The organism is Gottschalkia purinilytica, from assembly GCF_001190785.1.
Classification (GTDB): Bacteria; Bacillota; Clostridia; order Tissierellales; family Gottschalkiaceae; genus Gottschalkia_A; species Gottschalkia_A purinilytica.
Genome location: NZ_LGSS01000005.1, coordinates 219,307 through 240,712, shown reverse-complemented (window position 1 = coordinate 240,712; position 21,406 = coordinate 219,307). Strand labels below are relative to the sequence as shown.

Annotated in this window: 21 protein-coding genes; 16 read left to right on the top strand and 5 right to left on the bottom strand. The window is 27.4% G+C overall.

Translation table 11 applies throughout. From position 1 onward, the window contains the following. Nucleotides 1-428 precede the first annotated feature (428 nt). The 11 genes from miaB (at nucleotide 429) to CLPU_RS07315 (ending at nucleotide 11,898) form a co-directional block, all read left to right on the top strand. Nucleotides 429-1,775, top strand: a complete 1,347-nt coding sequence (gene miaB, locus CLPU_RS07360) for a tRNA (N6-isopentenyl adenosine(37)-C2)-methylthiotransferase MiaB (RefSeq protein ID WP_200898518.1) — start codon at nucleotides 429-431, stop codon at nucleotides 1,773-1,775. Next, on the top strand, nucleotides 1,768-2,172 hold the full coding sequence (locus CLPU_RS07355) for a YlbF/YmcA family competence regulator (protein ID WP_235436137.1): 405 nt from the start codon (nucleotides 1,768-1,770) through the stop codon (nucleotides 2,170-2,172). Before miaB ends, CLPU_RS07355 begins: the two co-directional genes overlap by 8 nt. An 82-nt stretch (nucleotides 2,173-2,254) precedes the next feature. Beyond that, nucleotides 2,255-4,927 carry a DNA mismatch repair protein MutS gene (mutS, locus tag CLPU_RS07350; protein ID WP_235436127.1) on the top strand — a complete coding sequence of 891 codons (2,673 nt, stop codon included), beginning with the start codon at nucleotides 2,255-2,257 and terminating at the stop codon, nucleotides 4,925-4,927. Nucleotides 4,928-4,937: 10 nt separating this feature from the next. Continuing rightward, nucleotides 4,938-6,881 carry a DNA mismatch repair endonuclease MutL gene (mutL, locus tag CLPU_RS07345; RefSeq protein ID WP_050355005.1) on the top strand — a complete coding sequence of 648 codons (1,944 nt, stop codon included), beginning with the start codon at nucleotides 4,938-4,940 and terminating at the stop codon, nucleotides 6,879-6,881. 14 nt (nucleotides 6,882-6,895) lie between these two features. Continuing rightward, nucleotides 6,896-7,849, top strand: a complete 954-nt coding sequence (miaA, locus tag CLPU_RS07340) for a tRNA (adenosine(37)-N6)-dimethylallyltransferase MiaA (RefSeq protein ID WP_050355004.1) — start codon at nucleotides 6,896-6,898, stop codon at nucleotides 7,847-7,849. Nucleotides 7,850-7,880: 31 nt separating this feature from the next. Then, nucleotides 7,881-8,129, top strand: coding sequence for an RNA chaperone Hfq (hfq, locus tag CLPU_RS07335; RefSeq protein ID WP_050355003.1), 249 nt, complete (start codon nucleotides 7,881-7,883; stop codon nucleotides 8,127-8,129). 137 nt (nucleotides 8,130-8,266) lie between these two features. Continuing rightward, a complete protein-coding gene (locus tag CLPU_RS07330) occupies nucleotides 8,267-9,211 on the top strand; it encodes an AAA family ATPase (RefSeq protein WP_082154124.1) in 945 nt (314 codons plus the stop codon). After that, nucleotides 9,208-9,813: a GTPase gene (locus CLPU_RS07325; RefSeq protein WP_050355002.1), complete on the top strand. Its 606-nt coding sequence runs from the start codon at nucleotides 9,208-9,210 to the stop codon at nucleotides 9,811-9,813. Before CLPU_RS07330 ends, CLPU_RS07325 begins: the two co-directional genes overlap by 4 nt. Next, nucleotides 9,794-10,384, top strand: a complete 591-nt coding sequence (locus CLPU_RS07320) for a hypothetical protein (protein WP_131701611.1) — start codon at nucleotides 9,794-9,796, stop codon at nucleotides 10,382-10,384. Before CLPU_RS07325 ends, CLPU_RS07320 begins: the two co-directional genes overlap by 20 nt. Further along, nucleotides 10,368-10,544 (top strand): hypothetical protein, encoded by a 177-nt coding sequence (locus tag CLPU_RS17200; protein WP_157857708.1) that lies wholly within the window; start codon nucleotides 10,368-10,370, stop codon nucleotides 10,542-10,544. The genes CLPU_RS07320 and CLPU_RS17200 overlap by 17 nt, the downstream gene beginning before the upstream one ends. A 58-nt stretch (nucleotides 10,545-10,602) precedes the next feature. Beyond that, on the top strand, nucleotides 10,603-11,898 hold the full coding sequence (locus CLPU_RS07315; RefSeq protein ID WP_050355000.1) for a methionine gamma-lyase family protein: 1,296 nt from the start codon (nucleotides 10,603-10,605) through the stop codon (nucleotides 11,896-11,898). Nucleotides 11,899-12,126: 228 nt separating this feature from the next. Here CLPU_RS07315 and lexA read toward each other — a convergent pair whose 3' ends face one another. After that, on the bottom strand, nucleotides 12,127-12,744 hold the full coding sequence (gene lexA, locus CLPU_RS07310; protein WP_050354999.1) for a transcriptional repressor LexA: 618 nt from the start codon (nucleotides 12,742-12,744) through the stop codon (nucleotides 12,127-12,129). A gap of 165 nt (nucleotides 12,745-12,909) precedes the next feature. Between lexA and CLPU_RS07305 the strand changes: the two genes are divergently transcribed. Then, nucleotides 12,910-13,209, top strand: a complete 300-nt coding sequence (locus CLPU_RS07305) for a LysM peptidoglycan-binding domain-containing protein (protein WP_050354998.1) — start codon at nucleotides 12,910-12,912, stop codon at nucleotides 13,207-13,209. 590 nt (nucleotides 13,210-13,799) lie between these two features. Beyond that, nucleotides 13,800-14,735: a site-specific tyrosine recombinase/integron integrase gene (xerA, locus tag CLPU_RS07300; protein WP_050354997.1), complete on the top strand. Its 936-nt coding sequence runs from the start codon at nucleotides 13,800-13,802 to the stop codon at nucleotides 14,733-14,735. Between the two features lie 361 nt (nucleotides 14,736-15,096). Here xerA and CLPU_RS07295 read toward each other — a convergent pair whose 3' ends face one another. Together CLPU_RS07295 and CLPU_RS07290 are read right to left on the bottom strand one after the other, a co-directional pair. After that, entirely contained in the window at nucleotides 15,097-15,750 is a 654-nt protein-coding gene (locus CLPU_RS07295; protein ID WP_050354996.1) for a CatB-related O-acetyltransferase, read from the bottom strand. 238 nt (nucleotides 15,751-15,988) lie between these two features. After that, nucleotides 15,989-17,014 (bottom strand): 3-deoxy-7-phosphoheptulonate synthase, encoded by a 1,026-nt coding sequence (locus CLPU_RS07290; RefSeq protein ID WP_050354995.1) that lies wholly within the window; start codon nucleotides 17,012-17,014, stop codon nucleotides 15,989-15,991. Nucleotides 17,015-17,214: 200 nt separating this feature from the next. On the opposite strand from CLPU_RS07290, the gene CLPU_RS07285 reads away from it, so the two are divergent. Further along, nucleotides 17,215-17,511, top strand: coding sequence for a hypothetical protein (locus CLPU_RS07285; protein WP_050354994.1), 297 nt, complete (start codon nucleotides 17,215-17,217; stop codon nucleotides 17,509-17,511). Between the two features lie 80 nt (nucleotides 17,512-17,591). Here CLPU_RS07285 and CLPU_RS07280 read toward each other — a convergent pair whose 3' ends face one another. Further along, nucleotides 17,592-18,533: a tyrosine recombinase XerC gene (locus CLPU_RS07280; protein WP_050355040.1), complete on the bottom strand. Its 942-nt coding sequence runs from the start codon at nucleotides 18,531-18,533 to the stop codon at nucleotides 17,592-17,594. A gap of 984 nt (nucleotides 18,534-19,517) precedes the next feature. Between CLPU_RS07280 and CLPU_RS07275 the strand changes: the two genes are divergently transcribed. Together CLPU_RS07275 and CLPU_RS07270 are read left to right on the top strand one after the other, a co-directional pair. Then, nucleotides 19,518-20,060, top strand: coding sequence for a C40 family peptidase (locus tag CLPU_RS07275; RefSeq protein ID WP_050354993.1), 543 nt, complete (start codon nucleotides 19,518-19,520; stop codon nucleotides 20,058-20,060). A gap of 631 nt (nucleotides 20,061-20,691) precedes the next feature. Beyond that, nucleotides 20,692-21,159: a histidine kinase gene (locus CLPU_RS07270; RefSeq protein WP_050354992.1), complete on the top strand. Its 468-nt coding sequence runs from the start codon at nucleotides 20,692-20,694 to the stop codon at nucleotides 21,157-21,159. Here the strand turns inward: CLPU_RS07270 and CLPU_RS17865 are convergent. Then, nucleotides 21,067-21,378, bottom strand: a complete 312-nt coding sequence (locus tag CLPU_RS17865; protein WP_340140966.1) for an HAD family hydrolase — start codon at nucleotides 21,376-21,378, stop codon at nucleotides 21,067-21,069. The two genes, CLPU_RS07270 and CLPU_RS17865, sit on opposite strands and share 93 nt — an antisense overlap. Between the last annotated feature and the right edge of the window lie 28 nt (nucleotides 21,379-21,406).

The window sequence follows — 21,406 nt, the reverse complement described above, 5'->3', positions numbered from 1 at the left end:
ATAAACCACCTTATTACTTTTATTAGATTGTCTATTACAGAAATGATAAAGAAGATAGTTTCTGTGAATTTTTTGTAGTTTTTCTTGTATTCTTTTTGGTGTTGATTCATGGTAAACGAAGACACCTCCTTTCTTTTAGAATAGAAGGCACTTTCTATTATACTTCATTTAAACAAGGATGTAAGTATTATTTTAATAGAAACACAAATCTTATATATTGTATATCGACTTAAAACTTATAAAACCTTGTTGGTTCTTTTATTTTTACATAGATATAAAAACAATACCTAGTTCTATAATAACATGGAATCAATCCAAACTTTTTATTTAAACTATGATAAAATTACCTTAATAACACTAGTATAATTCTGTTATAATAGATAAAGATTAAAGTTAATAGCAAAGTGATTTAAATGGGAGGACTTACTATGGATAATAGATCAGATAAAAATTTAAAATATACGATTATTACTTGGGGATGTCAAATGAACGAACACGACTCAGAAAAGATATCAGGTATATTAGAGTCTTTAAATTATACTCCAACTAGTAACAGAGAAGATGCTGATTTGATAATATTTAATACATGTTTAGTAAGAGAGAACGCTGAACTTAAAGTTTATGGAAACTTGGGTGAACTTAAAGCCCTAAAAAGAAAGAATCCAGAACTTATAATAGGCATTTGTGGATGTATGATGCAAAAAAAAGAAATAAGAGATTTAGTAAAACAAAAGTATGGATTCATAGATCTTATGTTTGGAACTCATAATCTTCATAAACTACCTGAACTAATAGCAAATAATAAACAATCTTCTAGAATGATAATAGATGTATGGGAAGAAGGAGGGGAAATAATAGAGGGAGTTCCAGCTAAAAGAAAATTCGGATATAAGGCATTCGTTAATATAATGCATGGATGTAATAACTTTTGCACTTACTGTATAGTTCCTTATACTAGAGGAAGAGAGAGAAGTAGGACTCCAGAAGATATAATAAAAGAAATAGAAGAATTAGCTCAAGAAGAATGTAAGGAAATTACTCTTTTAGGTCAAAATGTTAACTCTTATGGAAAAACATTAGAGGATAAAACTACTTTTGCAGACCTTTTAAGAATGATAAATAAAATTGAAGGAATAGAAAGAATAAGATTTATGACATCTCATCCTAAAGATTTGTCAGATGAATTAATATATGCTATGAGAGATTGTAGCAAAGTTTGTGAACACTTACATTTGCCTTTCCAAGCTGGAAGTAATAATGTTTTAAAGGTAATGAATAGAAAATATACTAAAGAAAAATATTTAGAGCTTGTTAGCAAATTAAAAAATGAAATACCTAATATCTCTTTAACAACAGATATAATTGTAGGATTTCCTGGAGAATCCGAGGAAGACTTTGAAGAAACTTTAGATGTAGTTAAAAAAGTTGGTTTTGATTCAGCCTTTACTTTTCTTTATTCCGTAAGAGAAGGTACTCCGGCAGCAAAAATGGAAGATCAAGTTCCAGATGATGTTAAACATAGGAGATTTAAAACATTACTAGATACATTACACCCTATTAGTCACGAAAACAATATAAAATTGCAAGATACTATACAAGAAATTTTAGTGGAAGAAGTAAGTAAAAATAATGAAGATATGTTAAGTGGAAGGACTAGAACTAATAAATTAGTTCACTTTAAAGGAGAAAAAGATATGATTGGGAAATTAGTCAATGTTAAAATTGACGTAGCCAAAACTTGGACTTTAGAAGGACATATAATTGAAAATGATTAAGATTAGTCCTCTAGACAAAGCGAGAGAATTAGGAAACTCTATTTCCCAATCTGATGAGTATACTAATCTCAGAAAAGCTGAAGAAGCTTTTCATAACGATAATGAATCTGTAAAACTTCTAAAAGATTTAGAAGTTAAGAAAAAAAAGTATGAATCATTAATATCAAGTGATAATATTAATAACAAGATAATAAAAAGTTTATTCGAAGAAATTAAAGATATTGAGAAAAAAATTGCTAATAATTTGATAATTCAAAATCTATATGATTGTCAATTGAAGTATGACAAACTTATAAAAAATGTAAATACCATAATAGGCTATATGATAGGTAGTACTGCACAATCAAAAAGTGGGCGTAGCGGCTGTAAAGGTAGCTGTAGTGGTTGTAAAAAATAGACTAAGTTGAACTTAGTCTATTTTATTACCTATATTTGTTATGCTATAATAATATATACTAGCAATCAGTTTGGAGGGAAGTATGTTGACAAAGCTAACACCTATGATGAAGCAATATATGGAAGTAAAAGATAAGTATAAAGACTGTATACTTTTTTTTAGATTAGGAGATTTTTACGAAATGTTTTTTGATGATGCAATAATAGCATCTAGAGAGTTAGAAATTACTTTAACAGGAAGAGATTGTGGTCAACAAGAAAGAGCACCTATGTGCGGAGTTCCTTTTCACTCAGCAGACTCATATATAGCCAAACTCGTAGAAAAGGGCTATAAAGTAGCTATATGTGAACAGATTGAAGATGCATCCAAATCAGTAGGAATAGTAAAAAGAGATGTAATTAGAGTCATAACTCCAGGTACTATTATAGATACAAAAGCTTTAGATGAAAAAAGTAATAACTACTTATGTGCCATATATTTAGATGATAAGGGTTGTGGAATTTCATATGTAGATATTTCTACTGGTGAGCTCTACACTACTGAAATAGTAGAAACATATAGTAAAACAATAACCTCAATTATAGATGAATTAGGCAAAATTAATCCTACAGAAATAATAACTAATCCATCTATGTTCAATAAAGATGAAACATTTAATGCAATTAAGAAAAAATTTCAATCAATTATACGTGAATATAATGATTGGGCTTTTGAATATTCGCTTACCGAAGAAAATATTAAAAGACAGCTATCTGTAATATCATTAGATGGATTAGGACTTTCAGATAAAAAGTACTCTACTATTTCTACAGGAGCTCTTATAGAATATTTAAACGAAACTCAAAAAATCTCTTTAAATCATATAAATCATATAACTACTTATTCTATTAACAACTATATGATCTTAGATATAAATACAAGAAAAAACCTAGAGCTAATCGAAACTCTAAGGGGCAAAAGTAAAAAAGGTTCTTTATTAAGTATTTTAGATAAAACGTCTACTGCTATGGGGGCTAGACTTCTTAAAAAATGGATAGAGGAACCTCTAATAGATAAAAAAAGAATAGAGAATAGATTAGACATAGTAGAATATCTAACTGAAGACTTAATTCTTATGAATGATATAAAAGACGTACTAAATGATGTATATGATATTGAAAGGCTAATGGGTAGAGTTATCTATGGTAATTGTAATGGTAGAGATTTAATTTCTTTAAAAATCTCTATAGAAAAATTGCCTATGTTAAAAAATATGTTAATTGAATCAAACAGTGATAAACTAAAAAAGATAGGGAATAAGATGGATTGTTTACAAGACATCTTTAATCTTATAAATAACTCTATAATAGAAGATCCTCCTATATCAATAAAAGAAGGAGGAATTATAAAAAGTGATTTTGATGAAAGTTTATATGAACTAAGGGAAGCTATGACCAAAGGTAAACAATGGCTTTCAGAATTAGAAGAAAAAGAAAAAAGAAGTACTGGTATAAGAACACTTAAAGTAGGATTTAACAAAGTTTTTGGATATTTTATTGAAGTTTCAAAATCAAATATAAAGTTAGTCCCTGAAAATTATGTAAGAAAACAGACTCTTTCAAATGCAGAAAGATATATAACTTCAGAACTGAAAGAAATGGAAAATAAAATATTAGGTGCTGAAGAGAAAATGGTTGAATTAGAATATAATTTATTTACTAGCATCAGAAATACTATAAGAGATGAAGTCAAAAGAATCCAAGAGATTAGTAAACTTATAGCTAATATAGATGTTATGAATTCGTTAGCTCAAACAGCCTATAAAAATAATTATGTGCGTCCTATAATTACTAATGATGGAGTATTTGATATAAAAAACGGAAGACATCCTGTCGTAGAAAAAGTATTAGATGGAGAATTGTTTGTTCCAAATGACACACTTCTAGATTCTAAGGAAAATAGATTATCTATAATTACTGGACCTAATATGGCAGGTAAATCAACTTATATGAGACAAGTAGCACTAATTACTCTTATGGGTCAAATGGGAAGTTTTGTACCAGCAGATGAAGCAAGAATAAGTATAGTTGATAAAATTTTTACTAGAATAGGAGCTTCTGACGATCTATCTCAAGGCCAAAGTACATTCATGGTAGAGATGAGTGAAGTTGCCAACATCTTAAATAATGGTACTAAAGATAGCCTAATAATATTAGACGAAATAGGTAGAGGTACGAGTACTTACGATGGATTAAGTATAGCTTGGGCTGTTGTAGAATATATAAGTGATATTAAAAAGCTTGGAGCAAAGACTTTATTTGCTACTCACTATCATGAGCTTACTGAACTAGAAAACAAGTTAAAAGGCGTAAAAAATTATAAGATACTTGTCCAAGAAAAAGAAGGCGAAGATATTGTATTTTTAAGAAAAATTGTTAGAGGCGGAGCTGATAGAAGTTATGGTATAGAAGTTGCAAAACTAGCTGGAGTAAGAAATGAAGTTATACAAAGAGCATATGAAATACTTTCTAATTTAGAAAATAATGATATTAATAATAGTAATGAAAATATCGATTCTACAAATAATAAAAATATAGAGCAAGAAATTGCTATAACAGAAAGTATCATTCAGAATAAGGATCATCAACTAGACTTATTTAGTACACAAGAAAATGAAATTATAAAGAAGCTAAAGAATATTGATATTATGAAAGTAACGCCTTTAGATGCTATAAATATTCTTTATAAACTTTGCGAAGAATCCAAAAAGTTATAAGGTGATAAATATGACAACTTATATAAGATTATTAGATGATAAAACAATAAATAAAATTGCTGCAGGGGAAGTAGTGGAAAGACCTGCATCTGTAATTAAAGAATTAGTCGAGAACTCTATAGATGCATTATCATCATCTATAACTATAGAAATAAAAGATGGTGGAAAGAAATATATTAGAGTTACAGATAATGGAACAGGTATAAATAAAGATGACATAGAATTGGCTTTTTTAAGACATTCAACTAGTAAAATAAATAATATTGATGATTTACAAAATGTTATGACTTTAGGATTTAGAGGTGAAGCTTTAGCAAGTATTTCATCTGTATCTCAATTAGAGCTTATAACTAAGACTAAATCAGACATGAGTGGTTCTCAACTAGTCATCAATGGTGGCATTATAAAAGAAAAAAATGAAGTAGGATGTCCTGATGGAACTACTTTAATAGTTAAAAATCTTTTCTATAATGTTCCTGTAAGACAAAAGTTTTTAAAAAGTAATAATGTTGAATCTTCATATATAGGTGACATTATATACAAACTAGCTTTAAGTAATCCACAAATATCATTTAAGTATATAAAAGATAATAAGATGATATTAAAAACTCCTGGCAAAGGAAACTTAATATCAACTTCCTATAGCTTATTTGGAAAAGAATTTGTAGACTCTATGTTTGAATTAAAATACAGTTCAAAAGGATTAAGTATAGAAGGTCTAATTTGTAAGCCATCTTTTACTAGAGGGAATAGAGGATATCAACATATCTTTGTAAATGGAAGATATATTAAAGATGAGGGTATATCAAGAGTTATAGAAAAAGTATATAAATCTTTAATACCCATTAATAGATATCCTGTATTTATCTTATTTATAAAATTATCCTCTAACGATCTAGACGTTAATGTACATCCTACAAAAACAGAAGTTCGATTCTCGAACAGAGACTATATAGAAAGTAATGTTTTTACTTGTGTAAAGAATTTACTTACGACAAATAATTTGATACCAGAAGTTATATTAGAAAGTGAACCTAAACTTAATAATAAAACAAATAATAATAATATAGAAGAACAGGTAACTATAGATATAATAGATAGTCCCAATAAAATAAAAAATTCTAGTAATATCATTAATGAATCTCAATTAGAAAAAAACAATAATTGGAATAAAACAAATAATAATATAAGAGAAAAAAGACTAATAGATGAATTAGCTGTATATAGAAAAGGTAAAGATCAAAATGCTGTAAGTATAAAAGACATAAATGAAAATATTAAGGTTATAGACTTTAACGTTAAAGAAACAAAAGAAGCAGATTCTTATTTAGATAAAGGCAAAGATGTAGAGGATATCTCTAATAAAAATGTTATATTTCCTGAACTTAATATAATTGGGAAGTTGTTTGAAACATATATACTATGTGAAGACAAAAAATCTAAGGACTTTTATATAATAGATCAACATGCTGCACATGAAAGAATTATGTACGAAAAAATAAAAAGTCAGCTAGAATCCGATAATGTATATGTTCAAGAACTTATGTCTCCAGAAGTAATTGATTTGACTCACAATGAAATTAACTTAATTAAAGAAAATTATGATGTCTTTGATAAACTAGGATTCAAGATAGAAGAGTTTGGAAGTAACTCCATAATAATAAGAAGCGTTCCTATGGTTTTTGGAGAACCAAACTCAAAACAGTTATTTTTAGATATATTAGATAATTTGCAAGATGATATAACAAATAATTATGAGCTTAGACTTGATAAAGTTATGAAAATGGCATGTACTAATGCAATAAAAGCTGGATATAACATACACACAATAGAAATCAATAAACTTATTGAAGATTTAAAACTATGTAATGAAGCTTTCACGTGTCCTCATGGACGTCCCGTTATAATTAAAATGTCAAAATACGAACTAGAAAGAAAGTTTAAAAGAACTTAGCAAAGGATGATTAAATGGATAAAAAGTCTATATTTCTTTTAGTAGGTCCTACTGCTATTGGAAAAACCGGTTTATCAATAGAGCTTGCTAAAAAGCTTAATGGTGAAATTATATCTGCAGATTCCATACAAATATATAAATACATGGATATAGGAACTGCTAAAATAACAGAAGAAGAAAAAGAAGGAATTAGTCATTATATGATAGATGAAGTTTTTCCAGATCAAGAGTTTTCTGTTTCTGATTTTCAAAAAAGAGCTTATGAATATATAGACACTATTACCTCAAAAAATAAGCTACCCATAATAGTAGGAGGTACAGGATTATATACTAATTCAATAATCTATGATCTGGATTTTACTAAAGCTATTTCTAATTGGGACTTAAGGGAAAAGTATCTAAAAGAAGTAGAGATTTACGGAAACGAATATATATATGAAAAGTTGAAAAAGATTGATCCAAGCTCCGCCGAGAGGCTTCATATAAATGATACTAAAAGAATTATAAGAGCGCTAGAAATTTATCATGAAACAGGAAAGCCAATGTCACATTTTTATAAGGACTTTAGAGCTCCTAATAAAAAGTTTCATATAGCTAAAATAGGTCTTACAATGGATAGACAAAAGTTATATAGTAGAATAAATCAACGAGTTGATAATATGATTGACAATGGCCTTATAGAAGAGGTTGAAAAGCTTTTAAATATGGGATATAGTGAAAATCTTACTTCTATGAAAGGATTAGGTTATAAAGAGATCGTAAAATATTTAAAAGGTGAATATTCACTAGATGAAGCTATAGAGATATTGAAAAGAGATACTAGAAGGTATGCTAAGAGACAACTTACTTGGTTTAGAAGAGATGGGGGTATAAACTGGGTAAATATAGATGAGTTTGACAATAGAGATAATTTGGTACAATATATTGTCAATTATGTAAAGGAATATTTAAAAATTAGTAGAATATAAGAAAATAGGACCAAAATGAGGAGGGGTAAAGATGAAGAATTCCATTAATTTACAAGACGTTTTTTTAAATAAAGTTAGAAAAGAAAATATAGCTATTACTATTTACTTATCAAATGGATATCAAATAAGGGGAAATGTAAAAGGATTTGATAACTATACAATTATTCTTGAAAGTGAAGGTAAGCAACAGCTTATATATAAACATGCCATATTAACCATGAATCCTATTAGAAATATAAATTTCGGAAATACCAATCCTAGAAATAATACAGTGGAATAAGCATATTTAGAATAAGTACTTAGAAAAAACCTTTAAAGACAATTGATGTCTTTAAAGGTTTTTTTCTTTATTTAGTATTTTTTTATTTTTTTATTAATATATATAGTATAAATTTTGATATAATTGGTGATTACATTATGGAGAATGAAGTGTTAAATTTATATAAGTTGGGCAAGTTGAGTTTAAATGAAACTCTTGATGAAATAATAAAAGATAAAAATCAAGAATCTATGGATATTGACAGAAAAAAAGAAATTAATGAAAGTAAAAAAAACCTAGAAAATATAATAAAAGAGCTTGATAGTTTAATAGGACTTAAAAATGTGAAGAGTTTAGTAAAAGAAATACAAGCTTTTGTAGAAATACAAGAAAAAAGAAAGGAAGCAAATTTACTTACCGATCCAGTAGTATTACATATGATATTTAAGGGTAGTCCTGGAACAGGAAAAACTACAGTAGCAAGGTTAATAGGAAAGATATTGAAAGAAATGGGAGTACTAGAAAAGGGACATATAGTAGAAGTAGAAAGGGCAGATATAGTTGGTGAATATATAGGCCATACAGCAGTGAAGGTAAAACAACAAATTAAAAAAGCTTTAGGAGGTATTCTGTTTATAGATGAAGCATATTCATTAGCTAGAGGAGGGGAAAAAGATTTTGGAAAAGAAGCTATAGATGCTTTAGTCAAAGCTATGGAAGATAATAAAGACAACTTAGTATTAATACTTGCTGGTTATAATGATGAAATGGAAAACTTCTTAAAAATAAATCCAGGATTAAAATCTAGGTTTCCTATACATGTAGAATTTAGAGATTATAGTATAAATGAACTGATTAATATTGCTGAAGAAATGGCTAATAAAAAAGAATATAAGCTCACAGATAAAGCTATACATAAATTAGAAACTATACTAGAAGCTAAAAATAATCATAAGAATATCGGTAATGCAAGATTTGTAAGAAATATGGTAGAAAGATCTATTAGAAAACAAGCCGTTAGATTACAAGGGAAAAGTAGCTTAAACCGAGATGATTTAATTTTTATCAAGGAAGAAGACATAGAAGGGGATGATATCTATTGAAAAAAGCAATCATAATTGGAAAAACCAATGTAGGTAAATCTCTTTTTTTAGTAAATTTTTCGGAATTCTTAGGATATAGAAAAGTATACATAAAAATAGAATATCCAGATGGAAAAAAATTAAATAAAGAAATGTCCATAGATATTGCTAGAAGTTATTTATCATCAAGAAATGAATTTAAAACCCAATGTTTACAATCAATAGATATGAAAATACCTGTTTATAAAGGAAAAAAAGAAATAAAGATAATAGATTCCAGTGGACTTGTCGATGGAATCCATCCTGATATGAAGATAAGAAATAGTATAGTTCAAACAATAGAAACATTAAAATCTACAGATGTCATTATACATATAGTAGATATAACCGAATATTTAAACGATGATTTTATTCATAACATAAGTGAAATTGATAAGCAAATAATGAAATATGGTACTACATGTAATTACTTACTTTTAGCAAATAAAATAGACTTAGATAAAGATAATAAGGGCTTAAGTAACGTTAAGAAATATTTTAAAGATAGTAATATAATTCCTATATCAGCTTTATATAAAAGAGGTTTTAAAGAGGTGAAATCTTTTGTTGTTAAGTATATATAACCTAAAATTATTAATTTGTATAATAATGTCCGCTATAGTAATTAAAGTTATAGATAATGCTATAGACTATAATGATGGATATGTAGATGAAGGTAGGTTAATAAGCGAGAGAGGAATACTTCCATACATAGTTATACTTATATCTATAGCATGTATATTAAATACAAGTGTAACTGTTTCTATTATTTTTAGTGCTTATGTAATTGGAATGTTTGAAGATCTTAAAAGACAACTGACATTCAAACTTAAAGGATATCAAGAATCTATCATAATACTTATTATAGGTATATTATTTTTAGGAATAAAAGAAATGGGTTCATCACTTTCTATAATACTTGCAATACAATTTATCGATGATTTTATAGATATTAAAAAAGATAAATTACTAGGAAATAAAAACTATGTATTAAAATTTGGTAAAATAGAAATTTTTATATTCACATTAATACTTATATTGATATCAATAAAGTTAAGTTTAGTAAAAGCTGTCACTTCTTTTGTAGTATTTTTCGTATTTCAATACTTAGAAAAGTTTGTATCATGGGGGAATCCTAATGAGTATAGTGACTAATGGTATATATATGCTTATTTGTATGTTAATAGGATATGGGCTAGGCAGAAGAATAGGTATAAAAGAAGGAGAAAAAAAGGGACTATTAATAGCCCCTCTAGAACTAAGAAAAGATATGCTAACTACAGGGAAATGCCCTATATGTGACCGATACAATTGAATATACTAATCGTATATGATAAAATACATAAGACAAATTATTAGTAGAGGTGGATAAAGTGATAGAAAATACTATAGAATTATTGGCGAAACAATTTGATATAAAAAAAGAGATAATAAACTACGTAATAGAAAGCGAAAAAATAGTAAAAGATAAGTATTTTAATATAATTGATGAAACTAAAGAATATAATCAATATAAAGTTATAGCTGCTATGCAAAAAGCTAAGTTAAATGCTACTCATTTCAACTGGACTACAGGATATGGATATGATGATGTAGGTAGAGAAAAGGTGGAAGAAGTTTATTCTTATATATTCGACACAGAAGACGCGTTAGTAAGACCTACAATAGTTTCGGGAACACATGCTTTAACATTAGTATTGTCAGGAATATTAAGGCCAGGAGATGAGTTAGTTTACATAACTGGAAGCCCTTATGATACTTTGCAAAAAGTAATAGGAGTAAAAGGAAACATGCCCGGAAATCTTCTTGAATATGGCATAAAATACAAAGAAATTCCTTTAACTAAGAGTAAAGAAATAGATTTAAAAAATGTAGTTAATAGTATATCTAAAGATACTAAAATGATAGCAATTCAAAGATCCACTGGTTATAGTGATAGAAATGCCTTTACAGTAAATCAAATAAAAGAAGCCATAGATTGCGTAAAAAAATATAATAAAGATATTATATGCATGGTGGATAATTGTTATGGTGAATTTATAGAAAAAATTGAACCTTCAAATGTAGGAGCAGATATAATGGCTGGCTCTTTAATAAAAAATCCTGGTGGTGGATTAGCTCTTACAGGAGGATATGTTGTAGGTAAAGAGAATTTAATAGAATTAGTATCTAATAGAAGTACTGCTCCTGGAATAGGAAAAGAATGTGGTCTTACTTTTGGTATGACAAGAACTGTACTACAAGGACTATTTTTATCTCCTCATATAGTATCAGAATCATTAAAAGGTGCTATTCTAACAGCTAATGTATACAAGAGTTTAGGCTTTAAAGTAATTCCAGATGTTGATGACAAAAGAAGTGATATAATACAAGGAATAGAATTTAAATCTAAAGATAGAGTCGTTAAATTCTGTCAAGGTATTCAAAGTGCCTCACCAGTTGATTCTTACTTCACACCAGAACCTTCAGAAATGCCAGGATATGAAGATGAAGTTATAATGGCAGCTGGAGCATTCGTTCAAGGATCTTCCATAGAACTAAGTGCAGATGCTCCTATAAGAGAACCGTTTTTTGCATATTACCAAGGTGGATTAACGTACGAGCATTGTAAGCTAGGTATCATGAAAAGTTTAAACAACTTATATGAAAATAATCTAGTGAGTATTTAATTTAGAATCCTATACTAATGTTATATCTTATTCTGAGATAAAATTAGAAAGCATCACGGAAGAGAATTTAAGTTTTGAATTAATCGGTAGCTAAGTATTGTTTCAAAAGAATAAAATGATATACTATAAATATTTTATGTAAACTTGTTTTAGTACACAACTCTAAATTTATATTGATAAAAACAATCCCCTAATAATATCATCAAAAGTAAAGAGGATTGTTTTTTATTACATTTTTCGAAATACTCCTACTACCTTGCCTAGGATAGTAACCTCATTGCTAATTATAGGAGCCATATGATCATTTTCAGGTTGAAGTCTTACATAATTTTTTTCTTTATAAAACCTTTTAACAGTAGCTTCTTGATTTAATAAAGCAACTACTATATCCCCATTAATAGCAGTATTCTGCTGTTGTACTAGTATATAGTCTCCATTCAAAATACCTGCATTTATCATACTTTCTCCTTTTACTTTTAACATAAAAGAAGTAATATTAGGAACAAAATCTACAGGTAAGGGAAAAGTATCTTCTATATTTTCAACTGCTAGAATTGGCTCTCCAGCAGTAACACTTCCTACTATAGGTATATCTACTGTTTCTTTCTTTATAACTTGAAAATCACTATATTTATCTAGTACTTCTATAGCTCTAGGCTTAGTAGGATCTTTTCTTATATAGCCTTTTTTCTCTAATTTTTCTAAGTGACCATGTACTGTAGAAGTAGACTTTAATCCAACAGCTGTACAAATCTCTCTTACAGCAGGAGGATAGCCTTTTTTTTGTATTTCATTTTTTATAAATTCTAATATTTCTAATTGCTTAGTAGATAAATCTTCATACATACTAGCACCTCTCTACTTTATTTTACATTATTATACCATATAAAAAAACCATAATCAAACACTCGTTCGTTTTTTTGCCAAAAACTATTGACAGGAACACATGTTCTTATTATAATGTTGTTATCGAACAGAAGTTCGGAACGAGTGTTCAAGGGAGGACTTATTATGTACATAAAAAAGATGAGGATAATTAGTAAAACTAGATTTACTATTTTTCTTACTTTATCTAGTTTAATATTATTTATATTATTGTCAAATATCTTTAATATAAATGTTTATAGTAAGAAAGTAGATAAACACAAAGAAGTCGTAATATCAGATGGAGATACAGTATGGCAAATAGCTAAAAAGTTTAATAATAATAATGAAGATGTAAGAATTATGGTTAATAGAATAATAAGAGCTAACGATTTAAAGAATCAATTCATAAAGCCAGGAGATACTATAAAAGTACCTTTATATTAGATTTAGAATTTTTTAATAGTTTATATAAAATTAGCATGATTAAATCTTTTAAAGTTCTTTAGTAATACTACTTAATTATAAAACATCATGATATTTAAGTTCATTTAGTTTTAATTCTCACTATGATAAAATCTCTTATAAACAAATAAACAAAATTGTAAAATGCAGAATACTAAATACTAATTTCTTAATCTTTAATTTTAGATGAAGTTTAAGGAAAATTTATTTATTTTTGTTAATTTTCAATGTGTTTTAACCCTCTTATAATATAACATACTCTTTAAAGCCTATAATAGGCTTATATTTAAAAGATACATGTTTAATATACTAATTATATTCTTCATGTTTTTAAAATAGCAGATAAGGGATTTTGAGAGGTCATTTTTTATTAGTCATAGCTTCTAAAAATAATATTATTTCATTTAAATAAAATTCTTTTCTAAAACAACGCCAAATTATTATTTGGCGTTGTTTTAGTTATGGAATTATGATAATATTCAAGCATTGAAAGAATTATCTGTTATTATGTCTATTCATACGACATATATAAAACATAATATAAGTTTTATTATAAAAGGAGGGAATTAATATTGGCAGTTCCAAAGATATTAAAAGACTTTTTAATATATACAACAGTAGTAAGAGGTAAATCTAAAAGAACTAGAAAAGAGTACGAATACGATATACTATTGCTTTTTAGATTTTTAAAAATGATAAGAGAAGATATAGATAATATAGAAGATACAAATGTAGATAACATTAATATAGATTTTATAAGTGAAACTTCATTAGAAGAACTTTATGCTTTCTTAGAATATTGTGAAGAAGTAAGAAATAATAGTCCTCATGCTAAAGCTAGAAAAGTAGCATCTATAAAATCTTATTTTAAATACCTATATAATAAAAGAAAACTCTTAGAAATGAATATAGCAGATGAACTAGAAACCCCTAAGATAGGAAAAAGATCCCCTGTTTATATGAATATAGATGAAGTAAAAGATTTCTTAAATGGCATAAATAAGAGACATTATTATAGAAACTATTGCATTATGATGCTATTTTTAAACTGTGGCCTTAGGGTATCTGAGCTATGCAACTTAGATGTCTCTTCTATAAATGAAAATATATTAAGAGTTATAGGGAAAGGGAATAAAGAAAGAATAGTTTATTTAAATGAAACTTGTTTGAACTCTATAGATGAATACATAAGGAAAGAAAGAAGTAAGTATCCTAACATTAAAGATAGCGAAGCATTATTTATATCTCAAAAGGGGAATAGGTTAAGTCCTAGAACTGTTCAAACTATAGTAAAAAAAATAAACAAAAACTCGATAAATAAAAAGAATTTGACACCACATAAGCTAAGACATACCATGGCTACAATGCTATATCAGAATGGTGCAGATTTAAGAAGTTTACAACAAATACTGGGTCATTCTTCAGTCTCTACCACAGAGATATATACTCATGTAAGTAACGAAAGAATTAAAAAAGTTATGGAGAACAATCCCTTAAATGAGAATTGAAGTTTATTATAAATGTATTATGTTAACTAAACTGCGGATTATTTTTTATTATTCACGATTTATGGAACTATATATAAGGGTAGTACCAGCGAAGTATTATTAGGGGCAAAGTAGTTGCCATATAATAAAAGTGGACTCCCGAATACCAGGAAGCCATTTTTATTTACTAGCTTGCCAATATATCAATAGGTAATCATAGACAAAGTGATAAGAACTTTGATAGTCTTAAATATCAAACCCTCAAAAGAAGTATACAATCAGGAAACCTGATGTTTATTAAATCACTAGATCGATTTGGCAGGATAAGATAGAAGTCGGAGAAATTATTTAATTCCTCCGACTTCTATTATACAAAAGAGATTTACTTTATATTTTCTTTATAGTATTTATATAATTCACCTATATCCGTACTAGATAATATATCTATAGCATTGTTAATATCTTCTTCTTTCCAGTCCCACCATCTCATTTCTAGCAACATCTCAATTTGCGCTTCAGTAAATCTTTTTTTGATGAATTTTGCAGGGTTTCCCCCTACGATTGTATAAGGTTCTACATCTCTTGTAACCACTGATCTTGAAGCAACAATTGCACCGTCACCGATTTTTATTCCAGGCATAACCATAGCTTCAGATCCAATCCACACGTCATTACCTACAATAGTATCTCCTTTAGATTTATATGATTCGATAAGTTTTTTCTTGAACGGATACACTGTAATCCAATTAGTATTATGATTTTGATTACCCCCCATCATAAATACGATTCCACTCGCTAAACAGCAATACTTACCAATTTTTATTTTATCAACGACCCATCCGTAATCATTAACCGGGTTATACATTTTTTGAGATTCTTCATCTCCCCAGATATATCGAACACAAATATCTTCAAATTTTCCTCCTGCATAATACCCTGAATAATAAGAGTAATCACCAACTTCAATAAGTGGATTTTTTATTTCTTCTTTTAAATATTGGATTTCCGTCCAATGTTTAAATGGATTTTTTCTCATTAATTTTATACCTCGTTTCTAAATAATTTTGTTTAACTAATGAATAAAATTATTTAGAAGTAATTTAAACAGCTACATTTTTTAATGTTTTCAATCGTTTAATCATTATAAGCATCCTCCTAAGTATGAATTATATCATAATTTCTTTTTTTATCTATTTTAGGAATCTATTTTAAATTCATTTAAATCTATAAATAAGAAATAAAACTCTGCGAATCAAATTGCAGAGTTTTATTTCTTATAACATTTCAGCTATATTGTATATAAGTTTTTCTGTCTTTTCCCATCCAAGACAAGGATCTGTTATAGACTTTCCATAAACTTCTGACGCATCTTGTCTTCCATCAACTAAATAACTTTCTATCATAAATCCTTTTATCAACTTATTCAAAGAAGCGGAGTATTGTTTGCTTTTCATTACTTCCATAGCTATTCTAGGCTGTTCATCAAATTTTTTCATTGAATTCGAATGATTAGTATCAACTATTATAGCTGGATTTGGATATCCTCTTTTTTCATATTCTTCAGATACTAAAGCTAAATCTTCATAATGATAATTTGGAATATTTTCTCCATGCTGATTTACAGCTCCACGAAGTATACTGTGAGCTAATAAGTTCCCCGAGGTCTCTACTTCATATCCATTATATATAAAGTTATGTGATATTTGCGCTGCTTTTATAGAGTTAAACATTACACTTATATCACCACTAGTAGGATTTTTCATACCAGCAGGTATATTCATACCACTTACAGTAAGTCTGTGTTGTTGATTTTCTACTGATCTAGCTCCTATAGCTACATAGCTTAATAAGTCTTCTACATAAGGATAATTTAAAGGATACAACATCTCATCTGCAGAAGTTAGCCCAGATTCTTTTATAGATCTTATATGAAGTCTTCTAATGGATTTTATACCTTCAACCAAATTAGGCTTTTCATTAGGATTCGGTTGATGCATCATTCCTTTATATCCTTCACCTGTAGTTCTAGGCTTGTTAGTATATATCCTTGGAATCATTATTATTTTATCTTTAACCTTTTCTTGTACTTCAGCCAATCTAGATACATATTCACATACTGAATCTTCAAAGTCAGCAGAACAAGGTCCTATTATAAGTATAAACTTATCACTTGTTCCTTCAAATACTTCTTTTATAATTCTATCTCTTTCAGCTTTTTTATCTTTAAGAGATTTTTCTAAAGGTATCATGTCTATTATTTCTTCCGGATTAGGGATCTTATTTATATATTTAAAACTCATAATTATGCCTCCATAACTTTTTATAGTATAACATTATAATTTACAATAATTAGATAAATGTTATTCATTAAATTATAATAATTTTCTGAAAACTTTGCAATAGATGTTAATTTAAATTGATAGAAAAGTGGATATATATTGAAACTTTCTACAGTATTTGATAAATTATAATTAATAACATAAAGATGAGGAGTGTTGTAATGAACGAAGTAGAAATTCTTTTAAACTATTTTAAAAAATTTAGGGTAGAATGCCACTTTAGACTCGATATGGTTGGAGGACCTATGAAAGATTTCCCTATGCACATTTATGAGGCAGCGTACAAGCAAGCTAAAGAAGATATAATAAAAGAATATAACCTTTCTAATGAAATGTCTGATAACATAGATAAAGTAAACAACTATTTTATAAAAACTTTAAAAGAGACAGATCACTATGGTAAAGCAGATGATCTTACCGTAAAGCTTATTGAATCAAAAGAAATATTTAACATATAAAAATAAGACCTTAGTTCAAGGTCTTATTTTTATATGTTGTTTTGTTTACATAATATATTTATAGTAAATTTATATATTTATTAATCACGACTTGAAAGAGGATTACTTTTAACGGCTGATCTCAATCTTTCATCATCAACATGAGTATATATCTGAGTAGTAGAGACATTTTCGTGTCCAAGTATTTGTTGTAAAGCTCTAATATCTACATTTCCATACTTATACATAAGAGTAGCAGCTGTATGTCTTAATTTATGAGTAGAGTACTTTTCTGTGTTTAATCCAGCTGATTGTATATACTTTTTAACCAGATACTGAACAGTTTTATCACTAATTCTATTTTTTCTTTTGCTTATAAACAATGCGTTAGGATCTTTTAATCCTTCTGTAGGCCTAACCTTCAAGTATTTCTCTATAGCATATAAGCAAGCTTCATTTAAGTATATAGTTCTTTCTTTATCTCCTTTACCTATAACTGTTAGTATATCTCCTTTTATTTTATCTATATCTATACTTACTAATTCCGATAAACGCAATCCACAATTTAAAAATAGAGTAATTATGGCATAGTCTCTTTCTTTAAAAGGACCCTCTATAGCATCTAATAATCTTTCAGCTTCATTTAAGGAAAGGTAAACAGGATGTCTAGTATTAGTTTTAGGAGATTCTAACTCTAAAGCAGGATTCTCATCTATAACTTTTAGCTTGCTATGCAAGAACTTGAAGAAGGATCTTATACTAGCAACCTTACGAGCTTTAGCATAATTTTTATTATCCCTATTTCTGTCTACAAAAGATATGAAGGCATAGAGGTCTTGAAGATTAACTTTTCTTATTATAGATTCATCTATGTCCAATATATCTATATCATCAAAAGGGGTATCCTTATCAACTAACCTATATCTTATTTTCAAAAATCTAAAGAAGGTTCTTAGGTCAAAATAGTATTCCTTAGCTGTATTTGGAGACTTACCTTTTATAGTTTCTATGTATACGAGAAAGTCTTCTAGCAGTAATGGCATATCTTCCACTTGTTTTCACTCCTTATTATACAAAATATACATTTTGTATAATAAGATTCTAGATATTTTCTTAAATTCCTGCTTTTAAATAAACTTTTTTCTACTTTTATATTTTTTGACCACGTATTTTTGATTGTAAGACTTTTAAAATCAACTTAATATACATTTATATATGCTTAATACTAAAACTTAATTTAAAGGCTTTTTCGACAGTTTAAACAACTCATTACTCATTAGTTGTAACTATATAATATAATTTATATAAAATATTTGTACTTTAGACATTTTTAATCATAAATCTATGTCTTAATTCTTTGTTGAATTTTGCTTCTCAATTAGACTTCTATAAACTTTAGAAAATTGTCGTTTATAAATAATACATTTATTTTTGTAATATGTTTTTCCTTTATAATGAAATTTGTTATATCTTGAATCACCCTTTCCCCCACCACCTCCTCTCGTAGCTTTATTTACAATAAATTTATTATGTAAAGTTTTCTGCGTTATATATGTTTATATGATAAAAATATCCTCTATTATAATATGTATATTTAATCTTATATATTTTTATTTTAATAGTTTTAAATTGTATCACTTTTTTATTATCTTTAAATTTAATAAATAATTTTTTCTATATATTCTTTATCCCGCTATATATTGAATGAATACTTTAATATTCATTATTTTTTTATTAGAATAATTTAAATCAAAGTATTCATATTTTGAATTATAAATACAGTTAAATGCTTTAGAGTCATTAAACAAAGTTTTCTATATTATTTTTATCTACGTCGCTTATCTCTTCCTCTATCTCTAAAACATTTCCATAAAGTGTTTTACCATTTTACTATTTTTCATTGTTTTGTAATACATTTTCCAATTTTGTTTCTATTTTGTAATTATTTGTTTGAATTTTCTTCCACATTTTGATATACTTAAAAATAAGGAATTTTTATCATGTAAATTAATTAAGGAGGTAACGTCTTGATTATTAATAAGATCAAAAATACTAAAGATCAGAAAGTAAAGTTATGTAAAAAAGTTCTAAGTATTTCAATAGCATGCTTATCAGTTATCACATCTTCGGTATTAGTTAATAACACAGTATATGCATCAAATTCAAAAACTGTACAAGCTGTAAATAGTGAAAGTAATGCATTTACATCTAAGATTAAAAATGAAGCTCTTAAATATTTGAATGTTCCCTATAAGAGTGGCGGAATTAGTCCTAATGGATTTGATTGTTCAGGATTTACTAAATATGTATTTGGTAATTTAGGAATCAATCTACCTAGAAGAGCTAGTGAGCAAGCTAATATGAATAAAACTGTTATTAATAGAAATAATATACAAACAGGTGATTTGCTGTTTTTTGAAAATACACCTGGTAAAGTAGGACATGTTGCTATTGCTTTAGATAATAAAACTTACATACACGCTAGTACCTCTAAGAAAAAAATTATAATAACTAATATGAGTAATACTTACTTTGTTAATAACTTTGTAAAAGCCATTAGAGTTCAATAGATATATTGTTTTATAATAAAAAGCCAACTTATATATAAGTTGGCTTTTTTTACTTTACTTATACTTCAAAAGCATTTTAAAATAAACTTCTCAATGCACTTTTATACTTTCTAAAATCAATCTTTATTTAATTAGTTTAGTTAAAAACAGTCTCTTTTCATCACACATTTTATAACACTTCTATATTTATCCTTTATATTTATATTTAAGTCTATCTACATTATATATTCTAAAAAGCATTAAACACCAATTAAATACTCCCGTCTATTTAATAATTATGTATTTTCTTATACTTCGACTAAGTATCGCAACCCTCAATATTCTACTATACAATTATATTCATTTATTATAAGATAACTATGATTCATATTTCTATCCAAAATAAACATTTAACTCTATAAAATTATTTTTTATATAATAGACTATCAAATAACTATTTATATTTTGTTGTTTTCATATTTAGTTATTCAAAAGGGAATTTTAAACTATATGTTACACGAGAAGAATCATAAATATGTGTGAGCCTAAACGAATGACTCCAAATGAAGCACTGAAATTATTAGATAAATAAAGTAAAGGAAAATTAAAAATCTTCTTAGGATATGCTCCAGGTGTAGGTAAAACTTTTGCTATGTTGGATGAGGCTAATGGAAGATTAGAAAGTGGCGAAGATATCATTATAGGTTATATAGAATGCCACGGTAGAAAAGAAACAAATTACCAAATTAAAAATTTAGAAATTATACCTAGAAAGCAAATAACTTATAATGGAATATCATTAGAAGAAATGGATACCGAAGCCATAATAAAAAGAAATCCCGAATCAGTATTAGTTGATGAATTAGCTCACAATAATGTTCCAGGTTCAAAATATAATAAAAGATATAAAGAAAATATTCAACGTAATAAGTACTTTAATATACAACATTTAGAAAGCTTAAATGATAGCATAAAGCATATAACAGGTATTAGAGTAAATGAAACTGTACCTGATTTAATTATAGAACTAGCTGATGAAGTAGAAGTTATTGATAATTGTAGCCACAGTTATAGGATTATCTCCTGTACACATTATTATCTTTATTCCCATAGATCTTAGTTTTTCAAATCTTTCTCTCATACCTGGTTTTACTGTATCCTTAAGATGGATAAGTCCATATATTCTATCGTCTACAGCAACAGCTAAGGGCGTTCCTCCTTGGGATGCTATTTTATCACTTTCGGCTTGAAGATTATATGGTATTTCTCCTCCCTGCTCCTCTACCCATTTTCTAATAGCATCTACTGCTCCCTTCCTAACTTTACGTCCATCTTTCAAATCTATGCCACTCATACGAGTTTCGGCT